Origin of the sequence: Ruegeria sp. THAF57, assembly GCF_903914075.1 — a bacterium.
Lineage (GTDB): Bacteria > Pseudomonadota > Alphaproteobacteria > Rhodobacterales > Rhodobacteraceae > Ruegeria.
In genome coordinates this window covers 102,217-118,167 of sequence record NZ_CAIWNQ010000002.1, presented here as the reverse complement: position 1 = coordinate 118,167, position 15,951 = coordinate 102,217, and the positions used below count along the sequence as shown (strand labels likewise).

Here is a 15,951-nt window from a genome sequence, read left to right as displayed (position 1 = left end):
GCCCGACCTGATGCGCGCTGGCAACCGATGCCTAACGCGTGCTGGCCGCCCAATCCCAATACAGCTCGCGCGCACGTCGGGCGATGGGCCCGACCTGATATTGCGTATCCTCCAGCGCCGTGACCGGGGTGATCTTGCTCATGTTGCCGGTCATGAAGACTTCATCGGCCTTATGGAAATCATCGAAGGTCAGGATGGCTTCGTACACGGTCACACCATCAGCACGCAGGTTTTCGATGTGGCGCGCGCGCGTGATCCCGGCCAGGAAGGTACCATTGGGGGTGGGGGTGAAGACCTCGCCGTCACGAACCATGAAGATATTGGCAGTGGCGGTTTCGGCCACATGCCCAAGCGCGTCAGCCACCAGGGCATTTGCAAAGCCCTTGGACCGGACCTCTTGCAGCATCCGCGCATTGTTGGGGTAAAGGCAGCCCGCTTTGGCGTTCACCACCGCCGATTCCAGAACCGGGCGGCGGAAGCGCGTGTACCCCAGCGTGGCCGAGGCGGTGTCAGGTGCCATTGGAATTTCTTCCAGACAGATGGCAAAGCCGGTGCTGTTTTCCTGCGGCACAATCGCAGTCGCGTCCCCGTCGATGCCCCAGTACATCGGGCGGATATAGACGGCAGAGTCGGGCGCATAGCTTTCAAGACCCTCGCGCACGATTTCGACCATCTGATCTGTGGTTACCGTCGGCGTCAGCATCAGCGCCTCGGCTGACCGGTTCACACGGGCACAATGGGCTGTAAGGTCGGGTGCCAGCCCATCAAAATACCGCGCCCCGTCAAAAACCGACGATCCCAACCACGCACCATGATCGGCCGCGCGCATGATCGGCGCGTCCCCGTCATGCCATTGACCTTCGAAATAGGTACGGATGTTTTTGCCGACTGCCATGACGCCCTCCCAAGCTTTGCGGCAAACCTAGGAAGACGCAACGGTAACGTCCAGCGCAATCAGCCCTGTTTTGCGCCGACCATGCCCACGATGTCGTAGGTCTGCTGCAGGATTGGGGCTGCAATCGCGCGTGCTTTTTCCGCGCCATTGGCCAGAATGCGATCAATCTCGGCCTCTTCACCCATCAGGCGGGCCATTTCGGACGAGATCGGGGCCAGTTTCGACACCGCCAACTCCGCGAGCATGGGCTTGAATTCTCCGAACTGCTTGCCGCCAACCTCGGCCAGAACCTGCTCGGCGGTTTGGTCGCTGAGGGCCGCGTAGATATTCACTAGATTGCGCGCTTCGGGTCGTTCCGACAGGCCGTCAACTTCCGAGGGCAGGGCATCCGGGTCCGTCTTGGCCTTGCGGATTTTCTTGGCAATGGCGTCCGCGTCATCAGTCATGTTGATCCGCGTCATGTCCGACGGGTCCGAGGACGACATCTTGCGCGACCCGTCCCGCAGGTTCATCACGCGCGGCGCGGGGCCACCGATCACGGGTTCAGTCACTGGGAAGAACTCGACACCATAGTCATGGTTGAACTTGATCGCGATGTCGCGGGTCAGTTCCAGATGCTGTTTCTGATCCTCACCCACAGGCACATGGGTCGCGTGATAGGTCAGGATATCCGCCGCCATCAGCGCCGGGTATGCAAACAGGCCAAGCGAGGCGTTCTGTGCGTTCTTGCCCGCCTTGTCCTTGAACTGTGTCATCCGCTGCATCCAGCCCATCCGGGCGATACAGTTGAAAATCCACGCCAGTTGCGTGTGCTCGGGCACCTGGCTTTGGTTGAACAGGATGGATTTTTCCGGGTCCAGACCAGCAGCGATGAAACCGGCGCAAACCTCGCGGGTTTTTTCACGCAGACGGGCGGGGTCTTGCCAGACGGTGATCGCGTGCAGGTCGACCATGCAATAGATGGTCTCGTAATCTTCGCCCTGCATATCCACAAAACGCTTGAGCGCACCCAGATAGTTACCAAGGTGCAGGTTTCCCGAAGGCTGGATGCCGGAAAACACGCGCGGTGTGAACTGGGTTTCGGTCATCGAAGGGAACTCCCGTCTGGAAAAATCAGCCCCCGTCGCTTACCCATGAGGTCAAGGGACGTCAACAGCCGCGAAAGGCCAGCCCAATGAGCAGTGAGCATTATACGCCAGCCGTTAACCCTCTGCCGCCTGTTGTTGTGGCGTTGGTTCTGTTCATCTTCGGGATCGAGCTGATCTTTATGCTAGGCTCACGCGGGCTGGTTGGAGGGCCGTCTGCTATCGGCTGGCGGCTGGACGCGTTGCAGCAGTATTCGTTTTCGCCCGACATCTTTGACTGGATGGTTGAGAATGGCCGGTGGCCTTTCGAACATCTGATCCGTTTCGTGACCTATCCGTTCGTGTCGGCCAATTTCACCCAGGCCGTCTTTGTCTGTGTCTTTGTGCTGGCCATGGGCAAGATGGTGGCCGAAGTGTTTGGCAGCGTGCAGATGCTGGTGATCTTTGTGCTGTCCGGCATCGGCGGCGCACTGATCTATGCTGTGCCGTTTGATCCGCAATATCCGCTGGTCGGAGGATTCCCCCCGGTCTACGGCCTGATTGGAGCGTTCACGTGGATTTTGTGGCGAAAGCTGTCGCTGGTCGGAGAGAACCAGTCGCGCGCCTTCAGCCTGATTGCGGTGTTGATGGGCATTCAGTTGCTGTTCGGCCTTCTATTTGGCGGAACGCTGGATTGGGTCGCTGATCTGGGTGGGTTTGCCACCGGCTTTGGCCTGTCGTTCTTTCTGGCTCCGGGTGGCTGGGCGCGGATCGTGGGGCGTATACGGCGGGATTGATCACGAACGGCGCAGAGCCGTCTTGAACTCGGACACCTTGAAGGCGCCCAACAGGTGACCAAGAAGGAAATACGTGACAGCGGCAATCAAGATCAGCAGCATCAATGCAAGATACCGCCAGCCGGGTACGTGAAACGCCCAGCCAAACAGGTGAATGGCGGCAAAAAGCACAACGCCCATCCCGGCAGACGCGGCCATGATGCGCCACGCTCGATGTTTGAAACGGTCGTCAAACCGGGCTTCTTCCCCCATGCGCCGTGCCCCGATAATCAGCAGCCCGACCATGGCCCAGCCTGCAGCCGAGGCCGCGATCGCAGGCGCAATCCATCCCACCACCGGATATAGCCCAAAGGCCAGCCCAGCGTTGATGATCATGGCGACCACCGCATAGTGAAAGGGTGACCGCGTGTCCTCGCGCGCGAAGAACAAAGGTTGCAGCAGCTTTTGCAGCATGAAAGCCGGCAGCCCAATTCCGTAAATCGCGACGGCAAGGGCCGTCGCCGCCGTGTCTTCGGCGCTGAATTGACCGCGTTCGAACAGGACTGAAACCAATGGATTCGGAATGATCACGAAGGCCACGGTCGAAGGGATCGTGAGCAGCAGCGTGAACTCTCCCGCGCGCGAAAACGCGTTTCGTGCGCCGTCCTTGTCATCGGCGCGCAGGCGTCGTGACAGGTCAGGCAGCAGGACAATGCCAACAGCGATGCCGACGACGCCCAAGGGCAATTGGTACAGGCGGTCGGCTGCAAATAGCCAGCTAACGGCCTTTTCCGTCTTGGACGCCACAAGCTGTCCCACCACAAGGTTGACTTGCGTCACCCCCATGGCGAGCGCCGCGGGAACAGCGATGCGCACCATTCGCCGCATCTCGGGGCTGAGTTTCGGCAGGCCGGGGCGGATGCGGAACCCCGCACGCTCGGTCGCGACCCAGACCAACGCCAGTTGCGCGATACCGGCCAGCGGGATTACGGCGATCAGCCAGCGGATAACTTCCCCGCCGGACATGGCCCCGGCGATCAGGGCGGTACAGGCAAAGACATTTAGAAGAACCGGCGCGGCCGCGGCAGCCGCAAACCGGCCTGTGGCATTTAAGACGCCCGAAAACAACGCAGCCAACGACATGAACAGGATGTATGGGAACAGCACATAGCCGTAGTCGACCGCCAGATCGAACCGTTCATCGCCATAAAATCCTTCGGCCGTCACCCAGACCAGAGCGGGCATGAAAACCATGGCAAGCCCGACCAGTGCCAGCACCGCCGCCGCTAGCAGGTTGAAGGCATCCTGCGCAAAGCCCTGCGCGTCCTCTTCGCCCTCCAACCGTTTCGAGAACATCGGCACAAACGCGGCGTTGAATGCGCCTTCGGCGAAAAATCGGCGGAACATGTTTGGCAGGCGAAATGCGGCGACAAACGCGTCCATCACTGGCCCCGGCCCGATATAGGCCGTAAGCAGAATTTCACGCAGAAACCCCAATATCCGACTGGTGAGGGTCCAGAACCCGACCGTGAACAGGCCTGAAAACAGCCGGATCTGCTTCATGAGGCTGCGCGCTTGGCGCCCTCGGTGATGGCTTTGCGCAGCTTGGCCTCCAGTGTGCGCTGTTTGCCTTCCGAGTGGTATTTCAGCCCGAACATGTCTTTGACATAGAAGGTATCGACCACCTGCTCGCCATAGGTCGCGATCACGGCGTTTGCCACATAGACATTGGCAGCGGCCAGCGTGCGGGCCAGATCATACAGCAGGCCGGGACGGTCGCGCGTATCCACTTCGATGATTGTGTAAATCTCGGACCCGTCATTGTCGAAGATGATATGGGTGGGCACGTTAAATGCGCGTTCGCGCTTTTTGATCTTGTCGCGGGTTTTCAGGGCATCGCGCGCGACCACTTCACCCTTGAGCGTTTTGTGGATCATCTGCGTCAGGCGCGGTAGTCGGCTGGACTCGAACGGGCGTCCGTCGGCATCCTGAATCCAGAACGCGTCGGTCACATATCCGTCCTTGGTGGTATAGCTGCGTGCATCGACGACGTTTGCTCCGACCAAAGCCAGCGCCCCTGCAATACGCGCAAAGATACCCGGGTGGTCGCCCATGGCAAAACAGGCACGCGTTGCATCACGATCCTCGTCCGGGTGCAGGCGGATTTCCATCCCGCCTGAATCCCCGTTGCGATCAAGGTCTCTCAGCATCTCGGCGAATTCGACATGCGTTGAAAGGTGCAGACCTTGCCAATAGGGGTCATAGTGCCGGGCAGTTTCCGTCTTCAGGTCACCCTTTGACCATTCGGCCAGTTTCGCCCGCAACGCTTTCTTGGCGCCCGCACCGCGATTGGCACGGTTGAGATCTTCCATTCCTGTCTCAAGTGCGCGCTTTGTTTCGGCGTGCAGGGCCCGTAGCAGGGTTGCTTTCCAGTTGTTCCAGGTATCCGGCCCCACACCGCGGATATCGCAGACTGTAAGAACCGTCAGCAGGTCTAGCCGCTTGACCGTTTTCACCGCCTTGGCAAAATCCCTTACCGTGCGCGGGTCCGAAATATCGCGCTTTTGCGCCATGTCGGACATCAAAAGGTGATACCGCACCAGCCACTCGACGGTTTCCGCATCCTTCTTGTTCAGCCCCAAACGGGGCGCGACCTTGCGGGCAATCTGCGCGCCAAGGATGGAATGATCTTCGGGCCGTCCCTTGGCAATATCATGCAGCAGCAGCGCCACGTACAGGACCTTGCGATTGATGCCCTCTTTCAGGATTGACGAGGCCAACGGTAGGGATTCCACCAGCTCACCGCGCTCGATCTGGGCAAGGTTTACGATGCACTGGATGGTGTGCTCGTCCACCGTATAGCTGTGATACATGTTGAACTGCATCATCGCGACGATGTGTTCGAATTCCGGCAGGAAAGCAGACAGAACGCCCAGTTCGTTCATTCGGCGCAGGGCCCGTTCAGGGTTTCCGTGCTTCAGCATCAGATCAAGGAAAATGCGCTGGGCTTCCTTGTTTTCGCGCATGTCCTCATCAATCAGATGTAGGTTGGCGGTAACCAGTCGCATCGCGTCAGGATGGATCAGCATTCCGGTGCGCAACCCCTCTTCAAAGAGGCGCAGCATGTTCAGTTTGTCGACGAGGAACTGATCCGGGTCGGCGACGTTCAGTCGACCGTGAACGACGCGAAAGCCGGGTTTGACCCGGGGGCGACGACGCAGAATACGTTCAAGCAAAGCCGCACCTTTCATGTGGCTTGCTTCCAGTTTGGTCAGGAAAATACGTGTCAGTTCCCCGACTTTCGTGGCCTCGCGGAAATAGCGCTGCATGAACACTTCGACGCCGCGGCGTCCAGCCCTGTCCTCGTACCCCATGCGATCGGCCACTTCGACCTGCAGATCGAATGTCAGCTGTTCAGTGGCCCGTCCCGTCACCAGATGCAGGTGCGAACGCACCGCCCACAGAAAATCCTCGGCCTGAACAAAGGTGGCGAATTCGTCTGGCGTGAACAGGCCAAGTGGCACCAGCTCGGCCACATCCTGCACGCCGTAAATGTATTTGGCGATCCAATACAAAGACTGAAGATCGCGAAGCCCGCCTTTCCCTTCTTTCACGTTGGGCTCGACCATGTAGCGCTGGCCTTGCTTAATATGCCTCTCGTCTCGTTCGTGTAGTTTGGCTTCGATGAAGGCACGCTCGGTGCCTTTGAAAAGGTCTTCGCGCAGCCGTTTTGTCAGATCGCCGGCAAGCGTTTCGTCACCTGCCAGATAACGTTGTTCCAGCATCGCGGTACGAATGGTGAAATCGTCGCCACCAAGCCGCAGGCAGTCTTTGATGGTGCGTGAGGAGTGCCCGACCTTTAGCCGCAAGTCCCAGAGGATATAGAGCATGGACTCGATCACGCTCTCGGCCCAGGCGGTAATTTTGTAGGGGGTCAGGAACAGAAGATCGACGTCTGATGCAGGGGCCATTTCGCCGCGCCCATATCCCCCCACCGCCAGCACGGCAATCTTCTCACCCTGCGTCGGGGTGGCCAGCGGATGCAAGTCCAGACTTGCCACTTGCATGGCGGTGCAGACCAGACCGTCGGTCAGGTAGGTATAGGAACGGGTCAGCGGACGCGCATCGAAGGGACGTTTGGCAAATGCGTCGGCAATGGCCTGACGCCCGGCTTTTTGGGCATCGCGCAGTATTCGCACGGTTTCATTGCGCCGTGCGGCGTTTTCCGATGTCTTTTTGAAGGCCTCCGACAGTTGCGCCATAACAGAGTCACTGTCGAATATGTCATCAGCCGGGCAAATCAGTTCGCCGCGCGGAACAAGGGTCAGCGCGGGCCGATCAGAAGCCAGCGCCAGAGAAGCTTTGTGGGGCGGAGTCAATCACTACTACCTGTTTATTCTGGATCGTGGCGACAGCCAGACCGCGTTCGTTCGTACCGTCCGAGCGCAGGCGGAAAATTCCGCCAACACCCTGGAAACCGGCATTTTGTGTCAGTGCCGACGCTGTCAGCGCATTCGATTTACCTTGGCTGACCAACGCAGCGATGGCCGCGATGCCGTCATAAGCCAGTCCGCTGATCGGATGCGGCGCTTCGCCATAGGTGTTGTTATAGCGCTGGCGATAGGCTTGTGCCTTGGACGGATCGGGCAGCGCAAACCACCCGCCTTGCACGCCCGGCAGCTCTAGTGTCTGGGCCGGGATGTCCCAGCGCGTCAGACCCATAAACTGCGTCGTTGCAGGCGAAACACCAGCTTCGGGCAGCAATTGCGAATACAGCGGCAATGCCCCCGCCGTGGTTGCGGTCAAAAAGATGGAATCGGCGCCTGACGCATCGACCGTGGCCTTGATCGTGGGAACCGAGTTGATGACACCTTGCTGTGAGCGGTCATATGCGACCGTACCGGCGTTGTTCACCCGGCTGCTGCTTAGCGCATTGGCGATCACCGATTGGCCAAGCTGACCTGCGGCGTCATTGCTGTGGACGATCACGGCACCGGTTTTTCCCTGCGTACCGGCGAAGTTCACAAGGCGATTGGCCGTATTCTGGAACGTCGGGCCCAGAACAAAGACATTTCCACCCGCGATGCTGGTATTGTTCGAGAAAGACAGCACGTTGACGTTATTGTTCAGAACAGCAAGCCCGGCAGAGTTTGCCGCCTGCGCGTAAACGGGGCCAAGGATGATTTTCGCCCCGTCTGCCACAGCGCGCTGTGCGACCTCGGCGGCGGTGTTGGAACTGCCTTGTGTGTCGTAGACCCGCAGATCAATAGTCACGTTTTGCAGGTCGGCCATTGCAAGGCGCGCGGCGTTTTCAAGGCTGCGTGCCAGTGCTGCGTCACCAGACTGGGGTGAACCTGCGGGCACCAGAAGGGCAACAGGAACAGGCGCGGATGTATTGATTGATGGTCCACCACCTAGGTTGCCTGTCTCACAGGCAGCCAGAAATGCGGCAGTTGCCAGCACGGCGGCGGTTTTCGCCAGTTTGCGAACGGGCTTGCAATGGATAAACATCTAAATGAAAACTCCCTGTCCCGGCGGCTTGGAGTACCGCAAGTCTGTTATGCCGCGATAATAAACGTCACGCTGTGAGGGTCCAGCTTTGAATCACCAAAAAGTCAGATTGGGCGCGGGCCTGTATTTTGTTGCCACTCCGATCGGAACGGCGCGCGATATTACGCTCAGGGCGTTGGATCTGCTGGCCTCGGCAGACATGATCGCGGCCGAGGACACGCGCAGTCTGCGGCGGCTGATGGAGATCCACGGAGTTCCGTTGGACGGGCGTCGGATACTGGCCTACCACGATCACAGCGGCGCAGGTGCGCGGGGTAAGATACTGGATGCGCTACAGGCCGGTCAGTCGGTGGTCTATGCGTCCGAGGCCGGGATGCCGCTGATCGCCGATCCTGGCTATGATCTGGGAAAACAGGCGGCTGAGGCCGGCCACATGGTGACCTGCGCACCGGGTCCGTCTGCTGCGTTGATGGCCCTGACACTTGCAGGCCTACCGACGGATGCGTTCTTTTTCGCAGGGTTTCTGCCGAACGCGTCGGGTGCACGCCGAACACGGATCGAAGCGTTGAGGGATGTGCCCGGAACGCTGGTGTTCTACGAATCGCCAAAACGTGTGGCCGCATCTCTGGCGGACCTGGCCCACGTTTTGGGAGAGGATAGGCAGGCCGCAATGTGCCGCGAGTTGACCAAGAAATTCGAAGAGGTTCGGCGCGGCACGCTGGGCACGCTTGCAACCGAGGTCGCGGAGCAAACCGTCAAAGGCGAAATTGTCCTGCTGGTGGATCGCGGGCATTCGGAAACCGTTAACGAATCTGACGTAGAAGAGGCATTGAAACGTGCCTTGGAAACGCATTCGGTGCGCGATGCTGCTGACCTTGTATCCGAAATGTACAAGTTGCCGCGCCGACCGATCTACCAGAAGGCATTGAAGCTGGGAAAGGGATGAAATGTCCAGGCGATCCGTGCAAAGCTCTGTGTCTTTTCACGCGGGGCAGGCTGCGGAATTGCGAGTGGCGACGGATTACGAGCGTCGCGGATTCACCATCCTGCATCATCGTTGGCGTGGCGCGGGTGGGGAAATCGACCTGATCGCCCGAGATGCCGAAGGGCTGGTGTTTGTCGAGGTCAAGAAAAGCCAGAGTTTTGAAACGGCTGCCGCTCGGATCAATCGCCGACAGATGAGCCGCATTTGCGCCTCTGCAGCGCAATTTCTGGAGAATGAACCGGGTGGTCAACTCACCAATGTTCGGTTTGACGCGGCGCTGGTGGATGCCTCGGGCGCTGTTCAAATTATTGAAAACGCCTTTGGTCAGGACTGACACCCATTGAACCCTTGGGCGCGCTGGGCCATGTATCTGGCGTGAAACTGAGGGACACGCCATGAAAATCGCCTTTCAGATGGACCCGATTGGGGCCGTGGATATCAATGCCGACAGTTCCTTCCGCCTTGCGGAAGAAGCACAGAAGCGCGGCCATTCCCTGTTTTTCTATGGGCCAGACCAACTGGCCTATCAGGAAGGTCGCATAACGGCGCGCGGTCAGGACATGACGGTGCAGCGGATTGCCGGGAATCCGTCCGAGCTGGGCCCCGAGCGTGAGGTTGATCTGGCCGAGTTTGATGTTGTCTGGCTGCGGCAAGACCCTCCGTTCGACATGCATTACATCACGTCGACGCATTTGCTGGATCGCCTCAAAGGGCAGACGCTGGTGGTCAACGATCCGTTCTGGGTGCGGAACTATCCCGAAAAGCTGCTGGTGCTGGACTTCCCGGACCTGACCCCGCCCACAACCATCGCGCGGGATTTGCAGACGATTAAGGCGTTCAAGGAAAAGCACGATGATATCATCCTAAAACCACTTTACGGCAACGGTGGCGCGGGCGTGTTCCGGCTGGACGCGAATGACCGCAATCTGACCTCGCTGCATGAACTGTTCACCGGGTTCTCGCGCGAGCCGCTGATTGTTCAGAAGTTCCTGCCTGACGTCAGCAATGGCGACAAGCGCGTCATTTTGGTGGATGGAGAACCGGTTGGCGCGATCAATCGTGTACCAGCGGCAGGCGAAACCAGGTCAAACATGCATGTCGGCGGTCGGCCTGAAAAGATCGGTCTTTCCGAGCGCGATCTTGAAATTTGCGCCGCGATTGGGCCGTTGCTGAAGGAGAAAGGCCAGATTTTTGTTGGGATCGACGTAATCGGCGACTACCTGACCGAGATCAACGTGACCTCACCCACCGGCATTCAGGAGCTAGAGCGGTTTGACGGCGTTAACATCGCTGAAAAAATCTGGCAGGCGATTGAGGCCAAGGTCTAAGACGCGGCTTGTGCGCTGACGCGAAAGCTCAGCGCCTCAGCCACATGGGGCCGTTTTACATCCGGCGCTCCGTCCAGATCGGCAATCGTGCGCGCCACCCGCAAGATTCGGTGAAAGGCGCGCGCGGATAGGCCAAACCGTTCGGCGGCCTTCAACAGCAGTTCTTTGCCTTCGGCGTCTGGCGCTGCGATTTCTTCCAGAACAGCACCTTCCACATCCGCGTTCTGTCGGGTCGATGTACCCTCGAACCTCTGCGCCTGAACAGCACGTGCCTGTTCCACGCGCGCGGCAACAGTGGCGGAACTGTCACCAGATGGGGGCAGATCAAGATCGGTAAAACCGACTGGCGGCACTTCGAGGCGCAGATCGAACCTGTCCATCAGCGGACCCGAAATGCGGCCCAGATAATCCTCGCCACAGACCGGCGCGCGGGAACAGGCGCGGGCGGGGTCGGTCAGATAACCGCATTTGCAAGGGTTGGCGGCGGCTACCAGCATAAAACGACAGGGATACTTCACATGAGCATTGGCCCGGGCGACCATGACCTCACCCGTTTCAATTGGTTGGCGTAGGGTTTCCAGAACCGTGCGCGGGAATTCCGGGAATTCGTCCATGAACAGCACACCGTTGTGGGCCAGAGAAATTTCCCCCGGTTTCGCGCCTTTTCCACCGCCAACGATCGCAGCCATCGAAGCGGTGTGGTGCGGTTCCCGAAACGGACGGGTGCGGCTGATGCCGCCTTCGTCCAGCAATCCGCACAGCGATTGGATCATTGAGGTTTCCAGCGCCTCGGTCGGGGTCAGCGGCGGCAGGATGCCCGGCAAGCGCGCGGCCAGCATGGATTTCCCCGACCCCGGCGTGCCGATCATGATCAGGTGATGCCGCCCGGCGGCAGCGATCTCGAGCGCGCGTTTGGCTCGTTCCTGCCCTTTCACATCGCGCAAGTCACGAGCGCTGGGTGCAAGGCTGACCTCGCCGGGTTGGGCGGCGGACAAAGGGGCCTGGCCCGAGAAATGCCGCACCACATCGCCCAGCGAACCGGCCCCGATAACCTGCGTGGCGTCGACCCATGCGGCCTCGGCGCTGGAGGCTTTGGGGCACAGCAGTGTTCGGTCATCGGCGGCGGCAGTCATCGCCGCAGGCAGGGCGCCAACCACGGGAACCAGCGATCCGTCCAGCGACAGTTCACCAAGTGACACCGCGCCTTCGGCGGCGTCGGGCGGGATGATCTCCAGTGCGGACAGCAGCGCGACGGCGATGGGCAGGTCGAAATGGCTGCCCTCTTTCGGCAGGTCGGCAGGGGACAGGTTGATGGTGATGCGTTTCGACGGTAGCGCGATCGCCATGGAACTGAGCGCGCTACGGACGCGGTCGCGGGCCTCAGACACGGCTTTGTCGGGCAGGCCGACGATGGAAAAAGCGGGCAGGCCCGGCGAGACAGCGCATTGCACCTCTACCGGGCGGGCCTCGACCCCTTGGAAAGCGACGGTATGTGAGCGGGCGACCATGAACGACCTTTTTGGTTAACAGGTCGTTGCTGGCACGCGGGCAGTTTAGGAATCGTTAACGTCGGCTACCATCGCGGTGAATTTGGGCCAAGCTTCAGGGTCTGCAACGGTTTTGTCGCGGCAGAACGCATTACAGAAACCCCAAAGCCTTTCGTTCAACTCAAGAACATGAGTGACCGGTTTGCCAGAGTAAGGGCAGGCGCTGTTGATCGAATTGGTTCCGGAAACGGCGCTTGCATCGGTGCGCCCACCAACAGGCCAAGGGCGTGATGAAAGATCCTGTGGATAGGGAAATGCCGCATAATTCACGGTCAGCCCCATCGCGCGCCATTGCCGGACGGTTGGGTCAGAAAGAAGGTCCAGACAATACTGCCGGTTCACATCGGACACAGGCAGCCCATACCCGATGATGCGTGCTGCAACCGGCGTATAGAACACATCAGCCAATGAATAGGTGCCGAACAACGGACCGGTCGTCGAACCGGACACGTCGCGCGCGTGATGCCAGAGCGTTTCGATCCGTTCCAGATCGTTCAGAGTTTCTGACGACGGCTTGTACCCCTGCCAACACTGTTTGAGCTGCATCGGGCATTCCCCGCGCAACGTCGAGAACCCAGCCACCATTTCGGCGCACAACCACCGCGCCGTTGCGCGGGCTGACGGGTCTTTGGGCCACAGTCCGGCCTCGGGGTGTCGCTCGGCCAGCGTTTCGGCCATGGCGAGGCTTTCACCCACAACAGTACCATCCGGCAGGCGCAGGGCAGGTACAAGGCGCGCTGGGGCAAGTGGCTTTATATCTTCGGCCATTGTGCCTGAATAAAGGCCGATCATATGCGTTCGATACGGCAGGTCGAACTTTTCCAGCATCAACCAGCCGCGCATGGACCAACTGGAAAACAGGCGGTCCCCAATAAACAGATCATAGGTCATGACCGCAGGATGGCGCGCGAAAACCTATCCGTAAATCAGTGATTTGTGCGGGTGCAGATCACGGAAGGTGATTGATCCGCCCAACAGACCACCCGTCGCCGTGATGGGTCAGCTCTGTGACTGACAGATTGTCGATCTTGTGGCTGAACGCCTCTTGAGCGGTGACATCCAATGCGCGTTGTACTTGGGTCAGAATGACCCCGAAATGCGCAACAACGACCAGGTCTTGCCCGGTGTGCTGTGCGATCAACGCGTCAACAACGGCATCCACGCGCGCCCGAACCTCATTCCAGCTTTCACCCTCGGGCGGGCGCACGTCGCCTGGGTTGTCCCAGTAGGCGAAGGCAAGTTCGGGGTCGTCGGCCTCGATATCCTTGAACCCGCGCAACTCCCACGTGCCGAAATTAATTTCCCGCAGGTCGGGGTGATGGGGCAAGCGCGCGCGCGCGCCTTGTATGGCCGATGCCGTATCGATCGCGCGGGACAGGTCCGAGGAAATCACCAGTGACTCGGGCGGTAAATGGTCATGCAGCCGCGCCACAGCGGCCGTATCGCTGAGGTCAGCAGGCAAGTCGGACCAACCGACCATGGTTTTGGCATGGGTGGGCCCATGGCGGACAAGATGCAGGCGGGTCATGGTAGCTGTCCTTTCAGAACCAGCGGCAGACCGACCTGAACCTGAACTACCAGTTCTGCCTGAGCCGCCAGCGCAATATTCAACCGCCCCTGCGCCTCGCGAAAGCGGCGGGACAGGGCGTTTTCGGGTACGATGCCCTGACCCACTTCGTTGGAAACAATAACGACCGGGGCCTTGCAGTCTGAGAGGGCCTTCAACAGGGCAGTCTGGGCTTGCATCAGGTCGTTTTCGGCCAGCATATGGTTGGTCAGCCACATGGTCGCACAGTCGATCAGGCACACATCGTCCGGTGTCGAAGTCGATAGGGCTGGTTCAAGGTCCAGCGGTGCCTCGATCGTTGACCAATCCGGGCCGCGTTGCGCGATATGGCGATCAATCTTTAGGCGCATCTCATCATCAAACACTTGTGATGTGGCAAGGTAAGTGCGGTTTTTACCTGATGAAACAACAAGTTGTTCGGCAAATCCAGATTTGCCTGAGGCCGCGCCCCCTATCACAAAGGTTAAATCCGGATACACTATTCTTACCTTCCATGTGATCCACCCGGTTTTGTTCTGCGTATCGACCATAAGTCGGCAAAGCAAGGCCGTGCTGCGCCTGTGAAAAGGGGAGATTTCCATGGCACTGGACAATTCAAACGATTTTTCAATGTCGCGACAGGCAATGAAGGCGGAATTGCTGGACGCGGAAACCGAATTGAAACTTGCGTATGCATGGCGCGACCAACGTGACGAGCAAGCTCTGCATCGGTTGATCACGGCCTATATGCGGCTGGCGATTTCGATGGCGGCCAAGTTTAAACGATACGGTGCGCCCATGAATGACCTGATCCAGGAGGCGGGGCTTGGCCTTATGAAGGCCGCCGACAAGTTCGACCCGGATCGCGGCGTGCGCTTTTCCACCTATGCAGTATGGTGGATCAAGGCCAGCATTCAGGACTATGTGATGCGGAATTGGTCGATGGTTCGGACGGGCTCGACCTCCTCACAAAAATCGCTGTTCTTCAATATGCGCCGTGTCCAGGCACGGCTGGAGCGGGAAGCCGCGACAGAGGGAATGCAATTGGATCGTCACCAGTTGCATCAGATGATTGCCGCCGAGATTGGCGTGCCGCTGCGCGACGTCGAGATGATGGAGGGGCGGCTGTCCGGTTCCGATTTCTCGTTGAACGCCGTGCAGTCTGCCGATGAAGACGGGCGCGAGTGGATTGATGCGTTGGAAGACGAGCGCGAACAGGCCGCTGAGACAGTCGAAAACACTCACGACACCGAACAGTTGCGGGAATGGCTTGTGACCGCGATGAAGGCGCTCAACGAGCGAGAGCGGTTCATTGTTCGCGAACGCAAGCTGCGCGAACCTGCGCGGACGCTTGAAAGTCTGGGTCAGGAGCTTGGCCTGTCCAAGGAACGCGTGCGCCAGTTGGAAGCGGCGGCGTTCGTGAAAATGCGCAAGAACCTTGAAGCGCAATCCCGCGAGGTGCAACACTTCATCGCATGAAACAGATTGCGATTCTGCTGTGTGCATTGATGGTTACGGTCAGTCAGGGCCGGGCTGATCAACATATTCCAGACGACGTTGCGGCTGCGATGCGGTCGGCTGACGTGGTTATTCTGGGTGAAATCCACGACAATCCCCAACACCACATGGTGCAGACCGAGTCATTGAAGATCGTGTCGCCTTCGGCCGTGGTTTGGGAAATGGTGACCGAGGAGGGGGCGCAGCGACTTGCGCAAAAAGCGGCCTCCAATCCCGAGGAATTGTCGCGAATATTGCGGTGGGCCGAGTCCGGCTGGCCACCGTTGAGCATGTATTACCCCGTTTTTCAGGCAACAGACGCGCCGGTCTATGGCGCGATGGTTCCACGCGCCGCTGCCCGCGCCGCGATGGAGCGGGGGGCCGCGACCGCACTGGGCGCGGATGCGGCGCGATATGGTCTGACGATCCCCTTGTCGACTGCCGAGCAGATGGCGCGCGAGGCCGATCAGCTTGCCGCGCATTGCGATGCCATTCCCGAAAGCGCATTGCCGCAAATGGTTGCCATTCAGCGGCTACGCGATGCCGTTCTTACACGGTCGATTCTGCGTGCAACGGATGAAACGGGTGGCCCGGTTGCTGTGATCACGGGCAATGGTCACGCGCGCAAGGATTGGGGCGTCCCGACCTTTTTGTCTCGGTTGCGCCCGGGGTTGAAGGTATTCGTTCTGGGACAGTCCGAGGACGGCAGCATCGAAGGTGAATTCGACGCGGTGATTGACAGCCCTTCGGTCGAACGGGAAGACCCCTGCTTTGCGTTTGAGACGCAGAATTAACCGCTGGA

The 15,951-nt window shown here is 59.3% G+C and carries 15 protein-coding genes; 6 read left to right on the top strand and 9 right to left on the bottom strand.

The genetic code is table 11. The annotated features are described in order from the left end of the window. Positions 1-31: 31 nt before the first annotated feature. Positions 32-895: a branched-chain amino acid aminotransferase gene (locus tag RUESEDTHA_RS04550; RefSeq protein WP_180884808.1), complete on the bottom strand. Its 864-nt coding sequence runs from the start codon at positions 893-895 to the stop codon at positions 32-34. Positions 896-954: 59 nt separating this feature from the next. Next, positions 955-1,983 (bottom strand): tryptophan--tRNA ligase, encoded by a 1,029-nt coding sequence (trpS, locus tag RUESEDTHA_RS04545; protein WP_171211785.1) that lies wholly within the window; start codon positions 1,981-1,983, stop codon positions 955-957. Positions 1,984-2,069: 86 nt separating this feature from the next. On the opposite strand from trpS, the gene RUESEDTHA_RS04540 reads away from it, so the two are divergent. Next, positions 2,070-2,756 carry a rhomboid family intramembrane serine protease gene (locus tag RUESEDTHA_RS04540; RefSeq protein WP_180884806.1) on the top strand — a complete coding sequence of 229 codons (687 nt, stop codon included), beginning with the start codon at positions 2,070-2,072 and terminating at the stop codon, positions 2,754-2,756. Here the strand turns inward: RUESEDTHA_RS04540 and murJ are convergent, their stop codons facing one another. The 3 genes from murJ to RUESEDTHA_RS04525 are packed head-to-tail and all read right to left on the bottom strand — an operon-like array spanning position 2,757 to position 8,246. Next, positions 2,757-4,298 carry a murein biosynthesis integral membrane protein MurJ gene (gene murJ, locus RUESEDTHA_RS04535; RefSeq protein ID WP_180884804.1) on the bottom strand — a complete coding sequence of 514 codons (1,542 nt, stop codon included), beginning with the start codon at positions 4,296-4,298 and terminating at the stop codon, positions 2,757-2,759. Further along, on the bottom strand, positions 4,295-7,114 hold the full coding sequence (locus tag RUESEDTHA_RS04530; protein WP_180884802.1) for a [protein-PII] uridylyltransferase: 2,820 nt from the start codon (positions 7,112-7,114) through the stop codon (positions 4,295-4,297). Before RUESEDTHA_RS04530 ends, murJ begins: the two co-directional genes overlap by 4 nt. Further along, positions 7,074-8,246, bottom strand: a complete 1,173-nt coding sequence (locus RUESEDTHA_RS04525; RefSeq protein ID WP_180884800.1) for a penicillin-binding protein activator — start codon at positions 8,244-8,246, stop codon at positions 7,074-7,076. The genes RUESEDTHA_RS04530 and RUESEDTHA_RS04525 overlap by 41 nt, the downstream gene beginning before the upstream one ends. Positions 8,247-8,334: 88 nt before the next feature. Between RUESEDTHA_RS04525 and rsmI the strand changes: the two genes are divergently transcribed. The 3 genes from rsmI (at position 8,335) to gshB (ending at position 10,559) form a co-directional block, all read left to right on the top strand. After that, positions 8,335-9,192 (top strand): 16S rRNA (cytidine(1402)-2'-O)-methyltransferase, encoded by an 858-nt coding sequence (rsmI, locus tag RUESEDTHA_RS04520; protein ID WP_180884798.1) that lies wholly within the window; start codon positions 8,335-8,337, stop codon positions 9,190-9,192. A gap of 1 nt (position 9,193) precedes the next feature. Further along, a complete protein-coding gene (locus RUESEDTHA_RS04515; protein WP_180884796.1) occupies positions 9,194-9,565 on the top strand; it encodes a YraN family protein in 372 nt (123 codons plus the stop codon). 61 nt (positions 9,566-9,626) lie between these two features. Beyond that, a complete protein-coding gene (gshB, locus tag RUESEDTHA_RS04510) occupies positions 9,627-10,559 on the top strand; it encodes a glutathione synthase (protein ID WP_180884794.1) in 933 nt (310 codons plus the stop codon). On the opposite strand, the gene RUESEDTHA_RS04505 is transcribed toward gshB, so the two are convergent. From RUESEDTHA_RS04505 to cobU, 4 genes are read right to left on the bottom strand one after another with little or no spacing between them, the layout of a single operon-like run. After that, on the bottom strand, positions 10,556-12,067 hold the full coding sequence (locus RUESEDTHA_RS04505) for a YifB family Mg chelatase-like AAA ATPase (protein WP_180884792.1): 1,512 nt from the start codon (positions 12,065-12,067) through the stop codon (positions 10,556-10,558). The genes gshB and RUESEDTHA_RS04505 overlap by 4 nt on opposite strands. Positions 12,068-12,112: 45 nt before the next feature. Further along, positions 12,113-12,997, bottom strand: coding sequence for a glutathione S-transferase (locus tag RUESEDTHA_RS04500; RefSeq protein WP_180884790.1), 885 nt, complete (start codon positions 12,995-12,997; stop codon positions 12,113-12,115). 58 nt (positions 12,998-13,055) lie between these two features. After that, the gene (locus RUESEDTHA_RS04495; RefSeq protein WP_180884788.1) at positions 13,056-13,634 is read right to left on the bottom strand and encodes a histidine phosphatase family protein; all 579 of its coding nucleotides are present in this window, start codon (positions 13,632-13,634) and stop codon (positions 13,056-13,058) included. After that, positions 13,631-14,203 carry a bifunctional adenosylcobinamide kinase/adenosylcobinamide-phosphate guanylyltransferase gene (gene cobU / locus RUESEDTHA_RS04490; RefSeq protein ID WP_180885903.1) on the bottom strand — a complete coding sequence of 191 codons (573 nt, stop codon included), beginning with the start codon at positions 14,201-14,203 and terminating at the stop codon, positions 13,631-13,633. The genes RUESEDTHA_RS04495 and cobU overlap by 4 nt, the downstream gene beginning before the upstream one ends. Before the next feature lie 49 nt (positions 14,204-14,252). Here cobU and RUESEDTHA_RS04485 point away from each other — a divergent pair, with 49 nt between their 5' ends. Both RUESEDTHA_RS04485 and RUESEDTHA_RS04480 read left to right on the top strand, forming a co-directional pair. Next, complete coding sequence (locus tag RUESEDTHA_RS04485) at positions 14,253-15,131, top strand: RNA polymerase factor sigma-32 (RefSeq protein ID WP_171211795.1); 879 nt, start codon at positions 14,253-14,255, stop codon at positions 15,129-15,131. Then, the gene (locus RUESEDTHA_RS04480) at positions 15,128-15,943 is read left to right on the top strand and encodes a ChaN family lipoprotein (protein ID WP_180884786.1); all 816 of its coding nucleotides are present in this window, start codon (positions 15,128-15,130) and stop codon (positions 15,941-15,943) included. The genes RUESEDTHA_RS04485 and RUESEDTHA_RS04480 overlap by 4 nt, the downstream gene beginning before the upstream one ends. Positions 15,944-15,951 lie beyond the last annotated feature (8 nt).

Excerpts from the sequence above, each read along its gene's own strand:
- trpS (WP_171211785.1), bottom strand. The coding sequence starts at position 1,983 with ATGACCGAAACCCAGTTCACACCGCGCGTGTTTTCCGGCATCCAGCCT.
- cobU (WP_180885903.1), bottom strand. The coding sequence starts at position 14,203 with ATGGTCGATACGCAGAACAAAACCGGGTGGATCACATGGAAGGTAAGA.
- RUESEDTHA_RS04485 (WP_171211795.1), top strand. The coding sequence starts at position 14,253 with ATGGCACTGGACAATTCAAACGATTTTTCAATGTCGCGACAGGCAATG.
- RUESEDTHA_RS04525 (WP_180884800.1), bottom strand. The coding sequence starts at position 8,246 with ATGTTTATCCATTGCAAGCCCGTTCGCAAACTGGCGAAAACCGCCGCC.
- RUESEDTHA_RS04550 (WP_180884808.1), bottom strand. The coding sequence starts at position 895 with ATGGCAGTCGGCAAAAACATCCGTACCTATTTCGAAGGTCAATGGCAT.
- RUESEDTHA_RS04495 (WP_180884788.1), bottom strand. The coding sequence starts at position 13,634 with ATGACCCGCCTGCATCTTGTCCGCCATGGGCCCACCCATGCCAAAACC.
- gshB (WP_180884794.1), top strand. The coding sequence starts at position 9,627 with ATGAAAATCGCCTTTCAGATGGACCCGATTGGGGCCGTGGATATCAAT.
- RUESEDTHA_RS04505 (WP_180884792.1), bottom strand. The coding sequence starts at position 12,067 with ATGGTCGCCCGCTCACATACCGTCGCTTTCCAAGGGGTCGAGGCCCGC.
- RUESEDTHA_RS04500 (WP_180884790.1), bottom strand. The coding sequence starts at position 12,997 with ATGACCTATGATCTGTTTATTGGGGACCGCCTGTTTTCCAGTTGGTCC.
- RUESEDTHA_RS04515 (WP_180884796.1), top strand. The coding sequence starts at position 9,194 with ATGTCCAGGCGATCCGTGCAAAGCTCTGTGTCTTTTCACGCGGGGCAG.
- RUESEDTHA_RS04540 (WP_180884806.1), top strand. The coding sequence starts at position 2,070 with ATGAGCAGTGAGCATTATACGCCAGCCGTTAACCCTCTGCCGCCTGTT.
- RUESEDTHA_RS04480 (WP_180884786.1), top strand. The coding sequence starts at position 15,128 with ATGAAACAGATTGCGATTCTGCTGTGTGCATTGATGGTTACGGTCAGT.
- murJ (WP_180884804.1), bottom strand. The coding sequence starts at position 4,298 with ATGAAGCAGATCCGGCTGTTTTCAGGCCTGTTCACGGTCGGGTTCTGG.